The 18,806-nt window shown below is 67.3% G+C and carries 16 protein-coding genes; 10 read left to right on the forward strand and 6 right to left on the reverse strand.

Annotated features, from left to right (window positions below; translation table 11 throughout):
• Positions 1 to 206: 206 nt before the first annotated feature.
• Entirely contained in the window at positions 207 to 1,199 is a 993-nt protein-coding gene (locus HBH26_RS17325; RefSeq protein WP_168135902.1) for a WCX domain-containing protein, read from the reverse strand.
• Positions 1,200 to 1,406: 207 nt separating this feature from the next.
• On the opposite strand from HBH26_RS17325, the gene HBH26_RS17330 reads away from it, so the two are divergent.
• From HBH26_RS17330 to HBH26_RS17340, 3 genes are all read left to right on the forward strand, one after another.
• Positions 1,407 to 2,066, forward strand: coding sequence for a HEPN domain-containing protein (locus tag HBH26_RS17330; protein WP_239024898.1), 660 nt, complete (start codon positions 1,407 to 1,409; stop codon positions 2,064 to 2,066).
• A gap of 113 nt (positions 2,067 to 2,179) precedes the next feature.
• A complete protein-coding gene (locus HBH26_RS17335; RefSeq protein WP_168135903.1) occupies positions 2,180 to 2,638 on the forward strand; it encodes an excisionase family DNA-binding protein in 459 nt (152 codons plus the stop codon).
• The gene (locus HBH26_RS17340; RefSeq protein WP_168135904.1) at positions 2,639 to 3,229 is read left to right on the forward strand and encodes a PIN domain-containing protein; all 591 of its coding nucleotides are present in this window, start codon (positions 2,639 to 2,641) and stop codon (positions 3,227 to 3,229) included. It begins immediately after the preceding gene.
• On the opposite strand, the gene HBH26_RS17345 is transcribed toward HBH26_RS17340, so the two are convergent.
• From HBH26_RS17345 to HBH26_RS17365, 5 genes are all read right to left on the reverse strand, one after another.
• Positions 3,226 to 4,500 (reverse strand): 5-methylcytosine restriction system specificity protein McrC, encoded by a 1,275-nt coding sequence (locus HBH26_RS17345; RefSeq protein ID WP_168135905.1) that lies wholly within the window; start codon positions 4,498 to 4,500, stop codon positions 3,226 to 3,228. The two genes, HBH26_RS17340 and HBH26_RS17345, sit on opposite strands and share 4 nt — an antisense overlap.
• A 7-nt stretch (positions 4,501 to 4,507) precedes the next feature.
• The gene (locus HBH26_RS21260) at positions 4,508 to 7,381 is read right to left on the reverse strand and encodes an AAA family ATPase (protein ID WP_209308657.1); all 2,874 of its coding nucleotides are present in this window, start codon (positions 7,379 to 7,381) and stop codon (positions 4,508 to 4,510) included.
• Positions 7,378 to 10,752, reverse strand: coding sequence for a TM0106 family RecB-like putative nuclease (locus HBH26_RS17355; protein ID WP_168135906.1), 3,375 nt, complete (start codon positions 10,750 to 10,752; stop codon positions 7,378 to 7,380). The genes HBH26_RS21260 and HBH26_RS17355 overlap by 4 nt, the downstream gene beginning before the upstream one ends.
• A gap of 93 nt (positions 10,753 to 10,845) precedes the next feature.
• Complete coding sequence (locus HBH26_RS17360; RefSeq protein WP_168135907.1) at positions 10,846 to 11,169, reverse strand: type II toxin-antitoxin system RelE/ParE family toxin; 324 nt, start codon at positions 11,167 to 11,169, stop codon at positions 10,846 to 10,848.
• Complete coding sequence (locus HBH26_RS17365; protein WP_168135908.1) at positions 11,166 to 11,444, reverse strand: type II toxin-antitoxin system Phd/YefM family antitoxin; 279 nt, start codon at positions 11,442 to 11,444, stop codon at positions 11,166 to 11,168. The genes HBH26_RS17360 and HBH26_RS17365 overlap by 4 nt, the downstream gene beginning before the upstream one ends.
• 132 nt (positions 11,445 to 11,576) lie before the next feature.
• Between HBH26_RS17365 and HBH26_RS17370 the strand changes: the two genes are divergently transcribed.
• The 7 genes from HBH26_RS17370 to HBH26_RS17400 all read left to right on the forward strand — a co-directional run bounded on the left by HBH26_RS17370 (position 11,577) and on the right by HBH26_RS17400 (position 18,756).
• On the forward strand, positions 11,577 to 12,779 hold the full coding sequence (locus HBH26_RS17370; RefSeq protein WP_168135909.1) for an AAA family ATPase: 1,203 nt from the start codon (positions 11,577 to 11,579) through the stop codon (positions 12,777 to 12,779).
• Between the two features lie 167 nt (positions 12,780 to 12,946).
• The gene (locus HBH26_RS17375) at positions 12,947 to 14,020 is read left to right on the forward strand and encodes a ParB/RepB/Spo0J family partition protein (RefSeq protein ID WP_168135910.1); all 1,074 of its coding nucleotides are present in this window, start codon (positions 12,947 to 12,949) and stop codon (positions 14,018 to 14,020) included.
• An 85-nt stretch (positions 14,021 to 14,105) separates the two neighbouring features.
• Complete coding sequence (locus HBH26_RS17380; RefSeq protein WP_168135911.1) at positions 14,106 to 15,347, forward strand: replication initiator protein A; 1,242 nt, start codon at positions 14,106 to 14,108, stop codon at positions 15,345 to 15,347.
• A 42-nt stretch (positions 15,348 to 15,389) separates the two neighbouring features.
• A complete protein-coding gene (locus HBH26_RS21265; protein ID WP_168135912.1) occupies positions 15,390 to 16,082 on the forward strand; it encodes a DUF433 domain-containing protein in 693 nt (230 codons plus the stop codon).
• Positions 16,079 to 16,471 (forward strand): PIN-like domain-containing protein, encoded by a 393-nt coding sequence (locus HBH26_RS17390; protein ID WP_168135913.1) that lies wholly within the window; start codon positions 16,079 to 16,081, stop codon positions 16,469 to 16,471. Before HBH26_RS21265 ends, HBH26_RS17390 begins: the two co-directional genes overlap by 4 nt.
• 429 nt (positions 16,472 to 16,900) lie before the next feature.
• Positions 16,901 to 17,626 carry a PGN_0703 family putative restriction endonuclease gene (locus HBH26_RS17395; RefSeq protein ID WP_168135914.1) on the forward strand — a complete coding sequence of 242 codons (726 nt, stop codon included), beginning with the start codon at positions 16,901 to 16,903 and terminating at the stop codon, positions 17,624 to 17,626.
• Positions 17,627 to 17,640: 14 nt separating this feature from the next.
• Positions 17,641 to 18,756, forward strand: a complete 1,116-nt coding sequence (locus HBH26_RS17400) for a PDDEXK family nuclease (protein ID WP_168135915.1) — start codon at positions 17,641 to 17,643, stop codon at positions 18,754 to 18,756.
• Positions 18,757 to 18,806: the final 50 nt, after the last annotated feature.

Genomic DNA, 18,806 nt, shown 5'->3' on the forward strand with positions numbered 1-18,806 from the left:
CTTCGGTAAGCGGCCGCTTGCCATGGTTAGGTGTGGCCTTTCCGCCTGGCCTAACCTGCTTCGGTTTCTGCTTCGATTTATCCTTTGGCGGCTGCTCACCCTGTGGAAATTCGGCATGATCCGACCATCGCGCCCTAGGCCCGATGATGGTTCCTCCGCCGGAATAATGGCCTTTTCCGCTCATCGGAATTGATTTGCCAGCACGCTCACGACAAACCCGGTCGCACCGCGCCCGCGCCCGCCGCTAACCGCTCGCGCATCACCACCCGCAGTGCCTCGGGCGCCTCGATCGCCACCTCGCCGCCCCAGGTGAACAGGTGCTCCGCGATCTCGCGCAGCCCGCCCGAGCGAAAGCGCACCACCAGTTCGTCGCCGTCCGCCTCCACCACCTGCGCCGGGTGGAAGCGCCACGCCCTCGCGCGCGCGACTGCCCCCGCCGCCACGCGCAGCACGACGTCGTGGTCGTCCTCGCGCCAGATGCCGAAGCTCTGCGCCGCCCATGCGTCCACGTCCCAGTCGTCGGGCGGGCAGCCGGGCAGGTTGCTCGCGCGCACGTTCGTCATCCGGTCGAGCCGGAACGGCACGGCGGGCCTGTCGTGCGTTGGCATTTTCCCGACGATGTAGGTGACCGGGCCGTGGATCAGGCCGTAGACCGCGATCCGCCGCCACGCGGGCTCGGTCGCACCCTCGCCGAGATAGTCGAACTCGAGGCACTGCCCAGTCAGGATCGCCTGCTGCACTTGCGCCAGCGCGGCCGGGTCGGTCTCCACCATCGGCCCGGCGGGCACGCGGGTGCGCTGCAGCCGGGCGAGCGCGTCGAGATCGGGGTCGAGCCGGCGCTTCTCGCGATCGTCCAGTGCGCCTTTCACCTTGTGGAGCAGGCTCGCCAGCACCGCGGCGCGCGGCGCTTTCTCCAGCGTGCGCGCGTCCACCTCCGCCTGCAGCGCGGCAACCTCCGCCGCATTCGGACGGGTGTAGACGCTGCGCAGCGAGCCAGTGATGCGGAAGCGCTTGTGGCGATCGTCCTGCCGCTCATCGAGATCGAAGTTCACCGCAATCACGTCGCGCATCCGCTCCGCCGTCCGGCGATTGACGCCGAGTTCGCGCGCCATCTCGTCTAGCGTCAGCCCCTCGCTGCTGTCGGCGAGCAGGTAGACGAGCGCGAGCATCCGGCTCATCTTCGCCATGCGATCCGTCACGCGAGCGCCTCCCCCGAAGCAACACCGCCATCGCACCCCCTACGACCGCGGTTGTCGCAGCATGGCGGACAGTCGAACGCGCGTAAAGTATCGATATTATGTCCGAATCGGCGCGATCGGGGCGGAAAGTGCGGCCATTCAATGTGGAGGCTTGCGATGCCAGTCGCAACAGGTGATCCTCGCGCCGGACACGCCAGCGGAGCCCGCATGACCAACCTCCTTTACGTCGACCTCAAGGACAAGCAGCGGTCGTTGCGCGACGGCTTCCCGATGCCGCTCACGTTGCGCGTCCACCGCGCGCTGTCATGGCTCGGCCGCGCGGAGGACGAGCCGGCAGATGGCGACGTGCGCTTCATCCTGCTGTGGATCGGCTTCAACGCGGCCTATGCCGGCGATGTCACGCGCGAGGTGTCGGGCGAACGCGATGCCTTTCGCGGGTTCTTCGAGACGCTGCTGGGGTTCGACGAGACCAAGCGCATCTACAACATGGTGTGGCAGCGATTCCCCCACGAGATCCGCATGCTGCTCGACAATCCCTATATCTTCTCGCCGTTCTGGGCGCACCACAACGGCGTGCCGGGCAATGACGACTGGCGCGAGCGGCTGGAGAAGAGCCGCACCCGCATCGGCTACGCGCTGCGCCAGCAGGATACCGCGACGATCCTGTCGATCCTGTTCGACCGGCTCTACGTGCTGCGCAACCAACTGGTCCACGGCGGCGCGACGTGGAACAGCGACGTCAATCGCAACCAGGTGCGCGACGGCGCCGCGGTGCTCGGCTGCCTGCTGCCGATCTTCATCGACCTGATGATGGACGCGCCCGGGCACGACTGGCCGATGCCGCATTACCCGCCGGTGGGGATGTGAACCGCGAATTTCCGGTGTGAGCGGCTGCACAGGGTGAACGGTAGGGAACCGTTCACTCGTTGCGTTTATTTCGGATATCAGCTAAAACTGAACCGCACCCGGAGGACGCCCCCATGACCCTGCCCGCGAGCGCCAAGCCGTTCGGCGACCGGATGCCCACGCCCGATGACCGTCGTGTGGCCAATCAGCTGCGCAGCCTGGTTGCGCAGCACGCCGTCGGCGACGCGACCCTCAAGGTGATTGATCCGGGCGTGGCGAAGCCGGTCGAAATCACGCTGACGCCCGGGATGTCGGACCTGTTGCTCGAACTCCTGCGTCACATCGGCAGCGGTCACGCGGTGACGCTTGTGCCCATTCATGAGGAATTGACGACGCAGCAGGCCGCCGACCTGCTCAATGTCTCGCGTCCCTATCTGATCGGGCTGCTGGAGAAGGGCGAACTGAGCTTCACGCTGACCGGCCGGCACCGCCGCATCAAGGCGCGTGAGGTCTTCGCCTATAAGGCTGCGCGCGACGCGAAGCGGGCGAAGGCACTGGATCAGCTGATCGCGGATGATGCCGATTTCCTGTAGATGTTCGCCAATCGCTACACCGCGCTGATCGATGCCTGCTCGCTGGTCGACAGCCTGCGACGTGACCTGCTGCTGACGCTTGCAGAGGCGGAGTTTTTCCGTGTCCGCTGGTCGGCGGAAATCCTTGGCGAAACAGAACGCGCGATTGTGCGGCTTGCCGAGGATCGCGGCATGACCGACGCGGCCGATCGTGGCACACGGGCGCGTGCCGTAATGGAGGACGCTTTTCCCGATGCCCTCGTCACCAGCTTTGACCACCTGCGTTCGAACGCATCCGGCCTGCCAGACGAGGGCGACCATCACGTGCTCGCCGCGGCATTGAAGACGCAGGCACAGACGATCGTCACCGAAAACCTTCGCCATTTTCCGGCGGCGGTGCTTGATCCTCTGGGTCTCGAAGCGCGAAGCGCGGACGACTTCATCGCCGACACGATCGCGCTCGACCTGGGCCGCGCGGTGCCTGCGATCAGCGGGATGCGCCAGCGGCTTCGCCGGCCGCCGCTCACCGCGGAGGTGTTCCTCCGCAACATGGAAGCGCGCGGACTATCGGCTACCGTGGAGACGCTCGCGCCGCACGTGCGGTCGCTTTAGGCGTTTATCAACCCCGCCACCGCTGACAAATCCGCTCGCGCCGCCGCACGGCTCGTCACATTAACGCTCGCGATCGTCAGCCGCACCGGCCCGCCCGCCTCCGCAACACGGTGATGCGCCGGCAGCGGCCCCGTCAGCCCCGCATGGTGCGGATAGAGCAGCACCAGCCGATCGCAGCTGTAGAGCTGGGAATAGGCCATCATCTGGTAGAGATCGGCCTGGCTCACCCCCATCTTGCGGTCGATGGCCGCGTCGGCGAGCTTCTTCCACTTGGTGTCGATCACCAGTCGCGTCGCGCCGCCGGCGACCAGCTGCAGGTCGGGATAGGTTGCGAACAGCGCGCTTTCGCCGCTCTCCGGGTGCAGGCACGATCGTGCGCCCCCCTGCCCCACCAGCCGCAGCCCCGCCGCGCCCGCGATCGGTGCCAGAAGCTTCTCGACATATCGTTCGAACAGCGCGTTCATGTCGAACAGTAGGGCAAAGCCGTCCGCCGCGCCGCTCGCGCTGTTCTGGAAGCGATCGCCCAGGATAAGCTTGGCGAGCCGCAGCAGACCCTGCCAGCGCGCATTGGTGCGGTCGGGCACGATCCGGTCCCAACGCAGCAGCGCCGCGGGCACGTCCGCGACGTCGGCATAGACCAGCGCCAGCTCGGCCAAGGCGCGTAGGTTGGCGTGCGCGCGCGCCAGCCTACGCAGCCGCACGATCGCGGCCTTCATCACCTGATTGAGTGCGATGTCGTCGGAAAACTCGTCGTAACGACACGCCAGCCGGTTGGGCGTGGCGGCAAGCGTCGTGAACTGGCGCGCCAAATCGAGCCGGCCGCGCAGCGCGGGCAGATCATCCTCGTGCGCCACATACGCCCGCGGCACCCCGCGCCGCACTGCCTCCCCCGCCTCCCGCGCGAAGCGGCCGATCAGCACCTCGAGCAACGTGTGCCGCTGCGTGTCGAGCGTGGTGGCCGCATCGTCGGCGATCGGCAGGTCGTGCGCGACGCCGAGCATGCGGACGAGCTGGTGGCGCAGCGCGGGCGCGTCGCCGGGTGCGTCGCGATCGACTTTGGGCAGGATCTCGCACGACGCATTCCCCGCTGCTATCATGCCGACCAGGTTCTGCGCCGTCAGCGCCTCGCGCCCGAAATCGAACGCCGTGCCGCCGACGCGCTTCGCTGCCGCGGCCGAGGCGCGCACTAGCCGCTCCGCCTCGCCGACCGGCACGGCATCGGCCGCGTCGAAGCGCCGTCGTTCCCATTCGAACAGCTGGTGGTGCGCCACGCGGGGGTCAGCCCGCGATCAGGCGTGTGTAGGCATCAGGCGCGAACGTGTCGCGCACCGACCAGCGCACGCGCGGTTCCTCATCCTTCATCCCGGGCGGCGGCTTCAGCGTGGTCGCGTGCAGGAACGGATTGTCCTCGCGCCCGCCCAGCACGTCGGCGGTGCGCCCCCAATCTTCGAAAAAATATTCGGCGATCAGCGGGATAATCTTGTCGCGCATCGTGGTGTCGAGCTTCGCCCTCGTGGTGCGCCCGAGCAGCCAGCCGTGACCGATCTGATGCTCACGATCGAGCAGATACTCGATCCGGTCGTTGATCGCCCGCAGCACCTGCGCCAGCGTCACCCCCGCGCCCGCGACCTCCGCGTCCATGCCCTCAACGGTGTAATCGGGCATCATTTCCCTGAAGGTGAACCGCCGCCGTAAGGCCTTGTCGATGAGCGCGATCGATCGGTCGGCGGTGTTCATCGTGCCGACGATGTGGAGGTTCGCGGGCACGCCGAAGTCTCTGATGTTCGAGTAGGGCAGCGCCACACGCAGCTCATTGGCCGCACCGATCCGCTTGTCCGCTTCCAGCAACGTGATGAGCTCGCCAAACACCCTCGAGATGTTCGCGCGGTTGATCTCGTCGATGACGAGGACGAAGGGCTCGGGCGCACCGCTGCCTGCCTCCTGCTGGCTATTGGCGTAGCGTTCGAGCGCGGGGATGTTGAGAGCAGCGTTGGTCAGTTCGTAAGTCGTGCGCATGCTGAAATTGCGCGAGTAGATTTCCTCGACCGGAACACCATCCGGATCGTTCCACAACCAAGTGACATCGCGCTGATGCCCATAGTCACCGCCTTCGCGCGGGGCGAAACGGTAATCCCCGGTGATGACACCGATCGCCCGGAACAGCCTTGTTCCCTTGGATACGACGACCCAGTCGCCCTTCTTCATCCAGTTACGAAAGATGTGCGGCATCTGCACAACTGCGCTGTTTGCGTTCAGCGCGGCTTCTGGATCAGCATGCTGGCAAGCCGCCATGATCTCATCGCGGTTGTCGAACCTGGAGTCTGACCAATCGATGTCGTTGAAGCCGAGCACGATATAGCCGTCGCGAATCGCATCCTCGAACAGATAGGCGTCATCCGGGTTCGCGGCTTCCCCCAGCGACATTTTGAAGACCCCGCGACCGTCCAGGCTGATCCGGTCCACGCCAGCACCGGTGCTCAGCTCCGCCCGCCGTGCGATCTTGCGGAAGATGCCCGGCGTCGGCGCGAGGCGGAAGCCTGCGGCGAGCGGCTGTCCGTCCTCATCGACCGACGACGGCCTCAATCCTTCGACAAACTCCTCATACGCCATCGACTGGTGGAAGGTAACGAACTCGATCCGCTCTGCGTCGGACAACCGCTTGTAGGCGGCCATCAGCTCGGTGCGATCAGCCGGCACGTCCTCGCCGCACAACCGCACGGCGTGCGCCGCGGTGGCATAGGTCTTGCCGGTGCCGGGTGGGCCGTAGAGGATGAGGTTGGTGGGGTCGGGCGTGACAGCGGGCGACATCGACCACTCTTCCTTGTTTGACCAGCCGCTCTTCGCCGGAATACCGAGAGCCGCAGCCATATCGGGTCGCAAATCATAACCGACAAATTTTCGGCCGGGATACGTGATAAGGTTCTGCCAACTGTCACCGTCGCGCCTGATCCGCACGGCAAGCCCATCGATCAACAAGGCGCGGCAGACTTCTGTCTCGTCGCTTGTATGGATCATCTCCTCGGTTCTGTTGGAGGTAGCCGATCGAGGCTTTATCTCGAACTTGGGCGGATCACCCTGCAACCATGGCCGATAGTGCACACCAGCCGCGTCGTATAACACCAGCAGCTCATCCATCTCCTCCTCGACCTTCCACTTCTCGTCCAGCGCCACCCAGGCGAAACCCTGCACGTCGATCAGGTCGCGCGGGTGCCAGTGCCATTCGTCGCGCATCACCGCCTCGATCCGCCACAGCAGGTCTAGCCAGCGTTCCACCTGATCGCGTTGCAGCACCGAGCCGGTGAAGATCGCATCGCCCGTCAGCAGCTTGCCGAGCGCCTGCGCCTTGGAAATCTTGAATGGCACCGCCTGAGAGGGCCGCGCCATGCCGGCGACTGAGAAGGCGACGCTCACGATCTCGCCCATGGTCAGCGTCGTCGCACCCTGGGTCCGCAGCTGCGCGAACGTATCCGCTGCCGCCATGATCGCGTCGATCGTCGAGCCTGTATCACGCGCGAGCCGGCCGATTGCAGTGTAGAACGCCGGCGCGAGCGCGGGAAACTTGCGCGCGAAATCGTCGTCCGTCTGCCAGCGCAGCAGCGGACCTTCGTTGGGGATCAGTGCGCGAAAGATACGCCGTCCAGCTGCTTCGTCGCCATTATCCGAGGCGGCGATCGCCTGCACCTGGGCGATCATCGCGTCCTTGTAGGTCCGCTCGACACGCTCATACTCGTTGTCGGTTCGATCGAACCGCTCGAATTCGGGCACACGATCAAGGAAAACCGCGCGCAACTGCTCGAGCTCTGGCCAACCTGACCCCGCGCTCCCCTCCGCTTCGCGGTATTGTCCGTATTGCCGCAGCACGGCGTAGATGTTGCGCAACTGCCCCGCTGGATCGGGCGCCTGCGGCACCAGCGATACGGGAGGGCGCGGCGCGTCAGGCGCGAACAGTGCTTTCACGGCGGCGGTCAGGTTCGCGTAGCGACCGCCGTCGATCACCGCATCCAGATCGTTGCTATCGAAGCCCAGCGCCACCAGCGACCGCTCGAGCCGAGCAAGGCGCCGCAATCGACCGTAGATCGCCTTCTCTGTCAGTGGTTCACCACCGGGGCGCCGCCGCGCCTCCAACCACGCCCGGAACTCCGCTTCCTTCACATCCCCTCCCCCGCCTCGGCACGCAACCACGCCAGCGTATTCACCAGCCGCAGGTGCTCAACCGATTTCGCGTCCAGTTCGAGCAGCTTCGGGTTGGCCAGCACGATCGCGAGCGTCCGCGCGCGGCTGATCGCCACATTGAGGCGGTTCTTGGAATAGAAGAAATCGACGTGGCGCGGCAGGTCGTCCGGCGTCGAGGTCGCGAGGCTGACGATCACCACCTCGGCTTCCTGCCCCTGGAACTTGTCCACCGTGCCGACGCGCGCGCCGTCGGGCAGCGCGGCCTTCAGCGCGTTCACCTGCAAATTGTAGGGCGCGACGACGAGGATGTTGGGGAGGCCGATCACGCCCTCCTGCCCCTGCCGGTCGATATAGCGCTGCCCGATCAGGCTGCCGACCAGCTCGGCGGTGAGCGCAGCCTCCTCCGGGCACATCTGCGCGCGGCCATCGTGGTGCATCGCCATCATCCTGAGGCCATACGGGCGCAGCAGCGGGTGCGCGCCGGGCCCGAGCAGCAGCGTCTGCCGCGCGCAATCGGGGTGCGCCTGCAGCCGGCCGTCATAAACCGCCTCGCTGATGAAGCCTTCGATCGCGGGATGCATCCGCCAGCTGGTGTCCAGCAGGATGCCGCGGTCCGCCGCGATCGTCGCGGCTCCCTCCAGCAGATAATCGAGCACCGACAACCCGCTCTCGCCCGGATGTGCGCCCTGGATCGGCTGGCCGAGCTGCATCTGGTCGCCGACCAGGATGATGTTGCGCGCCGCCGCGCCCATCGCGACGAGGTGCCCGAGCGAGACCTGCCCCGCCTCGTCCACGAACAGGTAATCGAACGTCTGGTCCAGCGCCTCGCGCGCGAACAGCCACGCGGTGCCGCCGACGAGCTGGTGCAGCCCGAGCTCGATGACACTGTTGTCGGCCACGTCCTCGATGATCGTGCCGTTGAGGCACGTCTCGGGATCATTCGCGGTCACCTTCTTCGCGCCATCGAAAGCGAAGCCCTGGTCGGTCGCCACTTCCTCCACCTTAGCGAGCAGGTTGTTGATCGCCTTGTGGCTGTTCGACGAGACGCCGACGCGCTTGCCCGCCTTCAGCAGCGCGACGATCACGTGCGCGCTGGTGTGCGTCTTGCCGGTGCCGGGCGGCCCCTGGATGAACAGGGTGGAGCGGTCGAGCGCAAGCGCGGCGCGGGTCGTGGCCGCGATCAGCGTCTCGCCGTCCCGCACCAGCGCGCCGCCCGCCCAGCCAGTCATGCGCGGGGCGGCGCGCTCGATCAGGTCGGCAACCGCCTGATAGGCGTCGCCCTTCCCCGCCGCGAAGGTGGCCGCGACGCGCGCCACCGCAGCCCCCAGCGGTGTCGTATCAAGCGGCCAGCCGGGCATGATGCTGCCGTCCTCGGGGAACGCCTCCTCGCCCTTGAGCGTGCGCTTCACCTCGACCGAGCCGTGCGCGCGATCGAGCGCGACAATCGTGCCCAGCCGCATCCGCGTCGGCGCATGTAGCACGGTGACGCCCTCGCGCAGCTTCGTCTCCTGATCGGGAAAGCTGTAGCGCGCGATCCAGCTGCGCTTGTCGGCGCGCAGCCACTGCGTCCCGAACGGCTGGATCGCGCCGATGCACTCGACGTCGTCGATTAGCTCCTCCTCCTCGCGCTCGCATCGGTCGAACACCGCCCATTGCGCCGGCTTGTCGGCGCGCGCGTGAAAGTCGATCAGATGCGCCACCAGCTCGCGCCCGCGCGGGGAGAGCCGTGTCGCGTTCGCGCGGACCGCCTGGCGCAGCGCCTCGCGCGCCGCCTCGGCCGCGTCGCGCTCCGCGCTTTTTTCCGGCGCAAGCTCCGCTTCCTTGACCCACCAGTCGATGTCGCCCGGCCGCAGCGTCAGCAGCCAGTCGCGCATCCCCTCGGTATTCTCGCAATCGACGCGGTTGTAGGCGAGGATGTCGTCCAGGATCGCCTGCTCGCCGGTCTCCTGCCAGCGGTGATATTCGACGATCGACTGGTCGCCGCTCACCACTGCCTCCGCGCGCTTCGCGGCGAAGAACACCTCCAGCGCCTTGAGGCTGAGCTTGGGCTCGCTCGTCCGGATGCCGGCGCGGGTGACGGCGTAGAGGTCGACCAGCTTCTCGCCCCGGAGCAGGTTGTCGACCGCCTCCTCGCGTGTCGCATAATGCGTCGACAGCCGGCGCAGCACCGTCACCTCATAGGCGGCATAATGGTAGATGTTCGCGCCAGGGTTCGCCGCAAGGTGCGCGGTGAACCAGTCCACCATCTCCTCGAACACTGCACGCTCGGCGGCACGATCGTGCGCCAGCGCGTGGTGGAACTGCGCGTTGCCGGCGTCATCGCGATAGTGGACGCCCCAGAGATATTCGAGGCTCCCGTCCGGGGCGAGCGGATCGCCCTCCAGGTCGAAGAACAGGTCGGCCGGGTGCGGCCGCGGCAGGCGGGTGAAGCCCTTGCCCTCCACCACCTCCAGCGTCTTGGCGCGCGGCTCCCCCGTCAAACGCCGCTCGACCTGCATCGCCGCCTGGTCGCGCAGCCGCTCGAACGTCGCCGGCGCCATCTTAGCGACGCGCGTCCCCGGCACAGTGGCGGCGAGTGCGGCGACGGTGTCGATCCCCGCCGCGCGCAGCTTCGCGCGCTGCGGCGCGCCGAGGCCGGCGACGAGGCTGAGGTGATCCGCCGCTTCCCACGCGCCCGCGCACACGTCGCGCCACGCGCACAGGGTGCAGGCGGCGCACGGCTCCGCCACCGACGTGGCGGCCTCATCCGCGACGAACGACAGGTAACGCGCCTTGGCGGCATCGAGCGTGTGGCGGAACTCGACCGCGCGGAACGTCTCCTCGCGCCCGTCGCCCAGCACCACGTGCATCGCGTGGGGGCGCGTGCCCTGCACCTCCGCCACCATGTCGGAATAGAGCCCGAGCTGGAGGACGTGGCTGGGCTTGGCCGAGCGCGCGAGCTTGGTATCGACCGCCTCGTAGCTCCACCCGCCGAGCGCGGACGGCGTCTCCACCCGCCGCAGGAAGTCCGCAAAACCGTGCCAGACGGGGTTTTGGGGCGCATCGAGCAGCGTCGCCTGGTAGATCACACTCGCGCCCGCGCGCATTGCATCCGCGGTCGCGGCGGCGCGGCCCTCCAGGCTGCCGGTCTCAGCGATCGTCACCACGCCATCGAGCCGCTCGCGATACGCCGCCTCGTGCGCGTGGCCGGCGTCCTGCGTCAGCTTGACGCTCCCCTCGTCCACCGCCCGCCGCGCGCGCAGCGCCGCATCGTCCAGCGCCCGCGCATTGAGCACCACCGCGTGCGCGCAGCCAAGGAAGGCGTTCAGGTCGCCCGCGGAATGGAGGATCTGGTCACGGTAGCGTCGCATGGCGGCCTTGTGCGGGTAAGATGCGACACAATCGGACGTGTGCCGCCAAGACCTTCATCCTGCACGATTATCGCTGGCGCGCCAGCGCGGACGTCAGCGCCGCAAGCGCTCCGAGAGCGCCGCCGTCAGATTGCGGCGCTCGTGCACCACCGCGAGGATGCTCACCACCTCGCCCGACACGTCGTAGAGCAGCCGCCACGCCTGCACCGGCATCTGCCGGATCGTCTCGTCCAGGTCGTCGAGTGCCGCCGGCACACTCCCGCGTTCGGGAAACTGCTCCAGCGTATCGAGGCAGGCGAGCACGTCGAGCAGCAGGCGGTCCGCCACGTCGGCATCGGCGTGGATCATCAGCCAGCGCCGGATCTGCTCGAGATCCGCTTCCGCCGGCGCAGTCATCTCGACGCGGTAGCGCGTCATTGCCCGTCACGGGTGCGCTGGCGCATCTCCTCGATCACATCACGCAAGGGCCGCACCCGCCCTGCCTTCACGTCCTCGCGCCCCAGCTGCACCAGCTTCAGCAGCGCCAGCGTCTCCTGCGTCGCCTCGTAGCTAGCGATGTCGACCACCACCGCCTTCGCCTCGCCATTCTGGGTGATGATGTAGGGCGTGCGGTCCTCCGCGACGTTGCGCAGCACCTCGGCCGCGTTCGCCTTGAACCAGCTCACCGGCTTGATCCGCTCCAGCATGCCCATGACCGAGTCTCCACCTTTATTCGGACCGAATATGGACCAATAAGGCGAACCGCACAACCGCTACTTGCAAGATTGAAGCTGATCGCGCACGTTGCCCTGCAAACACGTTCAATCGCTATGCGGGGCCGATAAATGGATGCAATCACCAGCCAGATCGGCGATCTCGCCGACGCGGGCGAGCGCATGATCGAGCGGCTGCGGCGCAAGGCGTTTCTGCCGGAAAGCCGCAAGGGGCTCAACGTGCGCTTCGGCATCGCGGAGGCCGCGCAGCTGCTCGGCTGCTCCACCAACCGCATCCGCATGGCCGAGGAGGACGGCCGCCTCCCCCCTGCCCCCGCGACCGACAGCGGGCGTCGCGTCGGCTATACCGTGGACGAGCTGCTCCACATGCGCGATGTGCTCGGCGCGTCGCCCGCCCGCGCGCCGCTCGACGTGCCGGCGATCGTCGCGGTGCAGAACTTCAAGGGCGGCGTCGGCAAGTCCACCGTCACCACCCACCTCGCGCATTACTTCGCGGTGCAGGGCTATCGCGTGCTCGTCGTCGACTGCGACAGCCAGGCGACGACGACGACGCTGTTCGGCTTCAACCCGCACTTCAACATCACGCGCGAGGAGACGCTCTACCCCTATCTCTCGATCGACCCGACCCAGGCGGACCTCCTCTATGCGGTGAAGCGCACGCCGTGGCCCAACGTCGATCTGATCCCGTCGAACCTCGAGCTGTTCGACGTGGAATATGAGCTCGCCGCGGCGGGGGCGGATGGCCAGTCGGTGCTCGCCGCACGCTTCCGCAAGCTGAAGCAGGGGCTGATCGACCTCGCGCGCGACTACGACATCGTCATCCTCGATCCCCCGCCCGCACTCGGCACGATCAGCCTGGCGGTGATGCAGGCGGCGAACGCTTTGCTGGTGCCGCTGGCGGCGACGACGCCCGATTTCTGCTCCACGGTGCAGTTCCTGTCGATGATGGACCAGGTGCTGCGCCAGCTGGAGGGCGCGGGGATCGCGGTCGACTACAGCTTCGTGCGGCTGATCTGCTCGAAGTTCGACGCCAACGATCCCAGCCACGCGATGGTGCGCGCGATTATGGAACAGAGTTTCGGCCCTGCCCTGCTGCCGGTGCCGATCCTCGATTCGGCCGAGATCAGCCACGCCGCGATGCGGATGATGACGGTTTACGAGCTGGAGAAGCCGATCGGCACCCCGCGCACCCACAAGCGCTGCCGCGCGAACCTCGATGAGGCGCTGGGGCAGATCGAGCAGTTGGTGCGGCAGGGGTGGGGCCGGGTTGCCCCGGCGAGGGAAGAGGATGTGCTCAGTGTCGCGGCAGCCTAACTGGATGGCGAACCGCCAACCCCAAGGAAAGCGACCCGGCCCGGCCGGCGCGCGCAGCAGCGTCCGACGTCACGTTCGCGCAGGCGGACGTGACGGGCCCCACGCGCTTACCCCCTCTTTCCTACACACCATTGTTCCACCTATGTTCCGCGCGATGGAGACCCCGCATGGCGCGTAAGCAATCCGATTATCTCGCCGCGCTCCTCTCGGATGACGAGCCCGCGCGCGAACCCGCCATGGAGGCACCCCCCTCCTCCCCCGCCCCAACCGCAGCCCCAACCGCCGAGCCACGCCAGCGCCTCTCCGGCACCACGCTGCTCGGCCGCGAGTCCGCGCTCGCCCGCGTGGCGAGCGGAGAGGTGCGCCAGGTCACCCAGCTGCTGCTCGATCCCGCGCGTGTCCGCATCTGGCCCGGCAACGCGCGCTCTTACGCGCACCTCAGCGAGGAAAGCTGCCGAGAGCTGATCGACTCGATCGTCGCCGAAGGCGGGCAGAAGGTCCCCGCCATCGTCCGCCGCGTCGAGGGCGATCCCGTGCACGATTACGAGGTGATCGCGGGCACGCGGCGTCACTGGTCGATCAGCTGGCTGCGCGCGCACTCCTATCCCGAGATGCAGTTCGTGGCGCAGGTTGCGGCGCTCGATGACGAGGCCGCGTTCCGTCTCGCCGATCTCGAGAACCGCGCGCGTGCCGACGTGTCGGACCTCGAGCGCGCACGAAACTACGCCGCCGCGCTCAAGGCGCATTACGGCAACCACCTGACCCGCATGGCCGAGCGGCTGAAGCTGTCGAAGGGCTGGCTCTCCAAGATGCTGCGCGTCGCGGCGCTGCCCGACGCGGTGATCGCCGCCTTCGCCTCCCCCGCCGACGTCGCGCTGAAGCCCGGCTACGCGCTCGCGCAGGCGCTCGACGACAAGGCCGCGGCCCCCGCGATCCTCGCCGAGGCGAAGGCGTTGGCGAAGGCGCAGAAGGCGCGGCGTGAGGCCGGCGATGGCGCGCTTCCGGCGGCCGAGGTGCAGCGCCGCCTGCTAAACGCACCGCGCGCGAAGGCGGACGCGCCCGAACCCTTTGTCTGGACCACCCCGCACGGCCGCCCCGGTCTCAGTGTCCAGTCGGTGAACCGTCAGGGCGTGACGATCCGCCTTCACGCAGGCTCGGGCGCGGGACCTGACGATCTGGCGAACGCGCTGCGCCACGCGCTCGCCGCGCTGGAGGCGGAAGGTCGGGGGCTCCGGCGGTGAACCGCGCCAGTGTGACCTTCGTGTCAACTTCGGCGCACGCTGGCATGGACTGTCCGCGAAACACGTGTTTCCCCGGGGAAACACGATGACCCGCGCCAACCGCGAAGCGGTGCCCGAGCAGTTCGACCTCTTCCTCCCGTATCTCGCGGACCTGCCCTTGCGCGACCAGCGCGAGATGATGGAGCGCCCCTTTTTCTCACTCGCCAAGTCGAAGCGGGTGAAGCCGATCGACTATCGCGCGCCCGACGGGAAGCTGTGGGTCCACGTTTCCGCCAACCCCGATTACGGCATGGCGACGATCTGGGACGCGGACATCCTGATCTATTGTGCCTCCGTGCTCGCCGATATGGCGCGCCGCGGGGTCAACGACGTGCCGCGCAAGCTGCACCTGATGCCCTACGACCTGCTCCGCGCGATCGGCCGCCCCACCACGGGGCGCGCCTACGAGCTACTCGGCCAGTCGCTCGACCGCCTCGTCGCCACCACGATTAAGACCAACATCCGCGCGGAGAACCGCCGCGAGGCGACGTTCAGCTGGCTCGACGGCTGGACGCAACTGGTTGATGAGAAGACCGAGCGCTCGCGCGGGATGACGATCGAACTCTCCAACTGGTTCTGGGAAGGCGTGATGATGACGGGCGGCGTGCTCAGCATTGACCGCGCCTATTTCGACCTGACCGGCGGGCGCGAGCGCTGGCTCTACAAGGTCGCGCGCAAGCACGCCGGCGGGGCGGGCGAGGCCGGCTTTGCGATCTCGATGCCGACGCTGTTCGAGAAATCGGGCGCCGAGGGCCAGTATCGCCGTTTCAAGTTCGAGGTCGCCAAGATCGTCGAGAAGGATCCCCTGCCCGGCTACACCCTCACGCTCGAGCAGCCCGCCGGCAAGCGCGAGCCGAGCGTCCGCATGCGCCGCCGCGCGGAGGGTGCGCGGGTTGAGAAGCGCGAGGTGCTCCCGACCCCCCCTGCCCCGCCGCCAGCCGCCGCGCTGGTCGAGCAGCCCCCGCAAACTCCGGCCGCGGATGTTTCCCCGGGGAAACAGGTCGAGCCGCTCAGCCCCGAGCGCGTCACCGAGCTCTCCGCCGCCGCCGCGATGATCCGCCGCTCGGTAAAGGGCCTCGCCACCCGCGCATCCGCCGGCGACCTCACCGAGGCGACCGTCGACGCCCTCCGCGCGGAATGCCCCGGCTGGGACTATCAGGCGCTCCATGAGGAGTTCCGCACCTGGCTGGCCGCCGACGCCGCGCGCACCCCGGTCAGCTATCAGAACGCCTTCATCGGCTTCGTGAAGCGCTGGGACGCGAAGCACCGCCACGAATTGGGGCGATAGCGCGACTTGAATGCGCTCGGCTCCTGCGGCACAGCCGCGCCAGTGACGGCGCAGTTCAACATCGGTGCCTATACGCCAGCCGAAGCCGCGCGGCTGCTGGCCATGTCGGCGGTGAATCTGCGGCGATGGCTGTATGGCTACGACTATCAGGGGCCGCATGGCACCGCGCATCAGCAGCCCCTGTGGGCGCCGCAATATGATGCTGAGATCGACGGACAGCTGCTCGGCTTCCGTGATCTTGTGGAGGCGCGGATCGTCAACGCACTGCGTGCAAAGCGGATCGGATTGCCGACCATTCGACTGTGCATCGCCCGCGCTCGTGAAGTGATCGGTATGGAACGCCCGTTCTCGACCAAGGCGTTCAAGACCGACGGGCGTCGCATCTTCCTGGAGATCACCAGCGCGCCCGACGAGCCGCGCCTGATCGACCTGAAGAGCCACCAGCATGTTTTCCGCGACATCGTCGCTCCTTCCCTGGTCGGACTGGAGTTCGGCGACGATGCGGTGATGCGTTGGTGGTTGTTCCCCCACCGCCACTCGATCGTGATCGACCCAGCGCGTTCATTTGGGCAGCCGATCGTTGCGCGAAATGGCATGCTGACGTCTCGCGTCGTTCAGGACGTCCGGGCAGAGGGCTCCATCGCGCGGGTCGCCAAGCTTTATGACCTGCCGCAAGGCGATGTACGGGACGCGCTTGCCTATGAAGAGAGCCTCGGTTCTCACCGTCTGCATTGAAGCTGTTTGTCGATAACAACCTACCACCGGATCTCGCCCGAGGGCTCCACGCGCTATTCGGCGGAGCGCATCAGGTTACCTGCCATCGCGACAAATACGGACTGGCGTGCATTGCCGACGAGGAATGGATGCAGTCACTCGGTGACAAGGGGGATTGGGTCGTCCTCTCCGGCGATCTGAATATTGCTCGAAAGCGACCATCGCGCGCCTTGTTTCTTCGCTTGAAACTGGTCGGCTTTTTCCCGCGTGCCGCCGTTATGGAGCTGCCACTGGCGTTGAAGGCCGCGCGAGTTCTCGAGGTCTGGGAAACGATGGACCGCATCGCACGCGACGTGCGCCCCGGCCTCTTTGAACTACAACGACGCGGTCAGAAGTTTGCGCAGCTGTGACCTCGCGTTCCCGATGTGTCGGGTTGCGCTGTTCCTTAGTCCGCGGCGATCCGCGGCACGCGGCGACAACACCGGATTTGAACGTCGACAACGGTCATGACGTTGGAAGTGATTCAATCGCGCGTCTGCCAAACGCGTCCATCGACACTCCGGGAACGCCAGCCGCACCTTCGGGAACGCACCCACGATCCTTCGGGAACGCCCCCTCGTTCCATCGGGAACGGACTCCCGACACTTCGGGAACGCGCCGAGGCAGCCGAATCGTGCTCGTCCGCCGCTTTGAACCCATCCAGCGCACCGCTAACCTCCTAACCTAGAATCGAAACCCTCTAATCAGGACACGATGCTTCGCTTGGTGAGAAGGGAAGGGGAGAAGGGTAGATGAACAGCACGACCGGATCTGACGCCCCCGTGTAATACACCGATGCCATGGCCAACCTCTTCCTCCCCGACGTTCCCGAACCGCTCGTTCGCGCCGCCTTCGCCCGCTCTCCCGGCAGCGAGATCGCAACCGGTAAATTCGCCAGCCCCGACAGCAGCGCCGCGCTCGCCGCGAACGCGTTCGGCTCGTTCCTGGAGCGCCCCGACCAGCTGCCACCCTTTCCTCCGCCCGCCGATCTCGACTGGCCTGCAACGCGCGTCGATGTTGAGCGCCAGATGCGCTTTCCCTGGTCGGGCGGGCGCCACCCGTGGCTCGACGCCGGGGTCGAGACGCCGCGGCACCTGATCGGCGTGGAATCGAAACGCTTCGAGCCGTTCCGCGACGCCAAGCCCGCGCAGCTCTCCGATGCCTATGATCGCGACGTCTGGGGCGAGGGGATGCAATCGTGGACGCAGCTGTGCGATGACCTGCGCGCCAGCCCCTATCTGTTCCGCCGCGTCGATGCCGCGCAGCTCGTCAAGCACGCCTTCGGCCTTGTCACCGAGGCACGGCGCATCGGCAAGGCGCCAGTCCTGCTCTACCTCTACGCCGAACCCGCCCGCGTTCCTGCTGGCGCACTCGCGCAGCACCGCGACGAGGTCGCCCGCCTGTCGGCCATGGTGACGGGCGCCGCCGTCCGCTTCGCCGCCTGCACCTGGAGTGAGTGGCTCGCCACCTTCACCGGCCCCACCGCCGCCCACGCGCGGCGTCTGATCGGCCGCTTTCAGCCCTGACCACCGGAGCTACAATGACCCGACCCGTCATCTACACCGTCGACGCCGATAACCGCCTGACCGCGATGAGCCCCGCCGCGCCCGAGAACGAGGACACGATGCAGCGCCTGATCGCCGATTACCCCGAGATCATCGCGGACACCGATGGCGCGCTGCTGCTGATCCGACGCGAGTTGCCGATCGCCGACAGCGAGGAAGGCGCAGGGCGCTGGTCGCTCGATCACCTGTTTGTGACGCGCGCGGGCGTGCCGGTGCTGGTCGAGCTGAAGCGCGCGGTCGACACGCGGCTGCGGCGAGAAGTGGTGGGGCAGATGCTCGACTATGCCGCCAACGCCACCGCTTATTGGAAGGCCGGCACGATCGCAGCCAGCTTCGCCGCGAGTGCGCAGGAGGCGGAGCAGGAGCCCGAAGCCCTGCTCGCCGAGTTCCTGCCCGAAGGTGTCGAGCCGGACGTCTTCTGGGCGCAGGTCGACGCCAACTTTTCCGCCGGCCGCGTCAAGCTGGTGTTCGTCGCCGACGTGATCCCGCGCGAGCTTGCCCGCATCGTCGAGTTCCTCAACGAACAGATGCGCGCCGACGTGCGCGCGGTGGAGCTGTCGTGGTTCGAGGGGCAGGGGGTCCGTGCGTTCACCCCGCGCGTGATCGGCGAAACCGAGCGTGCGCAGGCCGCAAAGGCGCAGGCGAAAGGTGAGCTGCCCCCGCCGATGACGCGCGATGAGTGGATCTCGACGTTCATCGCTCCCTTCGGCGATGCGGTCGTGCAGGCGGCGCATCGCTTCACCGAGTGCGTCGCCAACGCCGGCGGCCATGCCGAGGTGACCGATCGACAGGGCTCCATCGTTGCGGTGTTCGACGGGCCGGCACGCATCACCTATCCGCTGCTGTTTCAGCGTGCCGGCAAGGGCACCGTCGCGATCACCTTCAAGTATCTAAAGGCGCATGACGCGTTCAAGGACGAGGCGGTGCGCCAGCAGCTGTATGACCGCTTCGCCGCGCTCGCCGGCCCGCTCTCGACAACGTCCACGATCGGCTTTCCCAGCTTCCCCGCGACGCGTCTCAACGATGTCGCGGTGCAGAACGGCATCGCCGACGTCCTGCGCGACATGGCGCGGATGGCGGCAGAGGCATGACCGAAGCTGTCGCAGCCGCATCCTAGCTTGTCGCCAAAGGAGCTCCCGCC

Source organism: Sphingomonas corticis, from assembly GCF_012035195.1.
GTDB classification, from domain to species: domain Bacteria; phylum Pseudomonadota; class Alphaproteobacteria; order Sphingomonadales; family Sphingomonadaceae; genus Sphingomonas; species Sphingomonas corticis.

Bases quoted from the DNA above. Each gene is read 5' to 3' on its own strand.
- HBH26_RS17400 (WP_168135915.1), top strand. From the start codon at position 17,641: ATGACCCGACCCGTCATCTACACCGTCGACGCCGATAACCGCCTGACC.
- HBH26_RS17365 (WP_168135908.1), bottom strand. From the start codon at position 11,444: ATGGGCATGCTGGAGCGGATCAAGCCGGTGAGCTGGTTCAAGGCGAAC.
- HBH26_RS17360 (WP_168135907.1), bottom strand. From the start codon at position 11,169: ATGACGCGCTACCGCGTCGAGATGACTGCGCCGGCGGAAGCGGATCTC.
- HBH26_RS17340 (WP_168135904.1), top strand. From the start codon at position 2,639: ATGTTCGCCAATCGCTACACCGCGCTGATCGATGCCTGCTCGCTGGTC.
- HBH26_RS17370 (WP_168135909.1), top strand. From the start codon at position 11,577: ATGGATGCAATCACCAGCCAGATCGGCGATCTCGCCGACGCGGGCGAG.
- HBH26_RS17380 (WP_168135911.1), top strand. From the start codon at position 14,106: ATGACCCGCGCCAACCGCGAAGCGGTGCCCGAGCAGTTCGACCTCTTC.
- HBH26_RS17355 (WP_168135906.1), bottom strand. From the start codon at position 10,752: ATGCGACGCTACCGTGACCAGATCCTCCATTCCGCGGGCGACCTGAAC.
- HBH26_RS17330 (WP_239024898.1), top strand. From the start codon at position 1,407: ATGACCAACCTCCTTTACGTCGACCTCAAGGACAAGCAGCGGTCGTTG.
- HBH26_RS17395 (WP_168135914.1), top strand. From the start codon at position 16,901: ATGGCCAACCTCTTCCTCCCCGACGTTCCCGAACCGCTCGTTCGCGCC.
- HBH26_RS17375 (WP_168135910.1), top strand. From the start codon at position 12,947: ATGGCGCGTAAGCAATCCGATTATCTCGCCGCGCTCCTCTCGGATGAC.
- HBH26_RS17335 (WP_168135903.1), top strand. From the start codon at position 2,180: ATGACCCTGCCCGCGAGCGCCAAGCCGTTCGGCGACCGGATGCCCACG.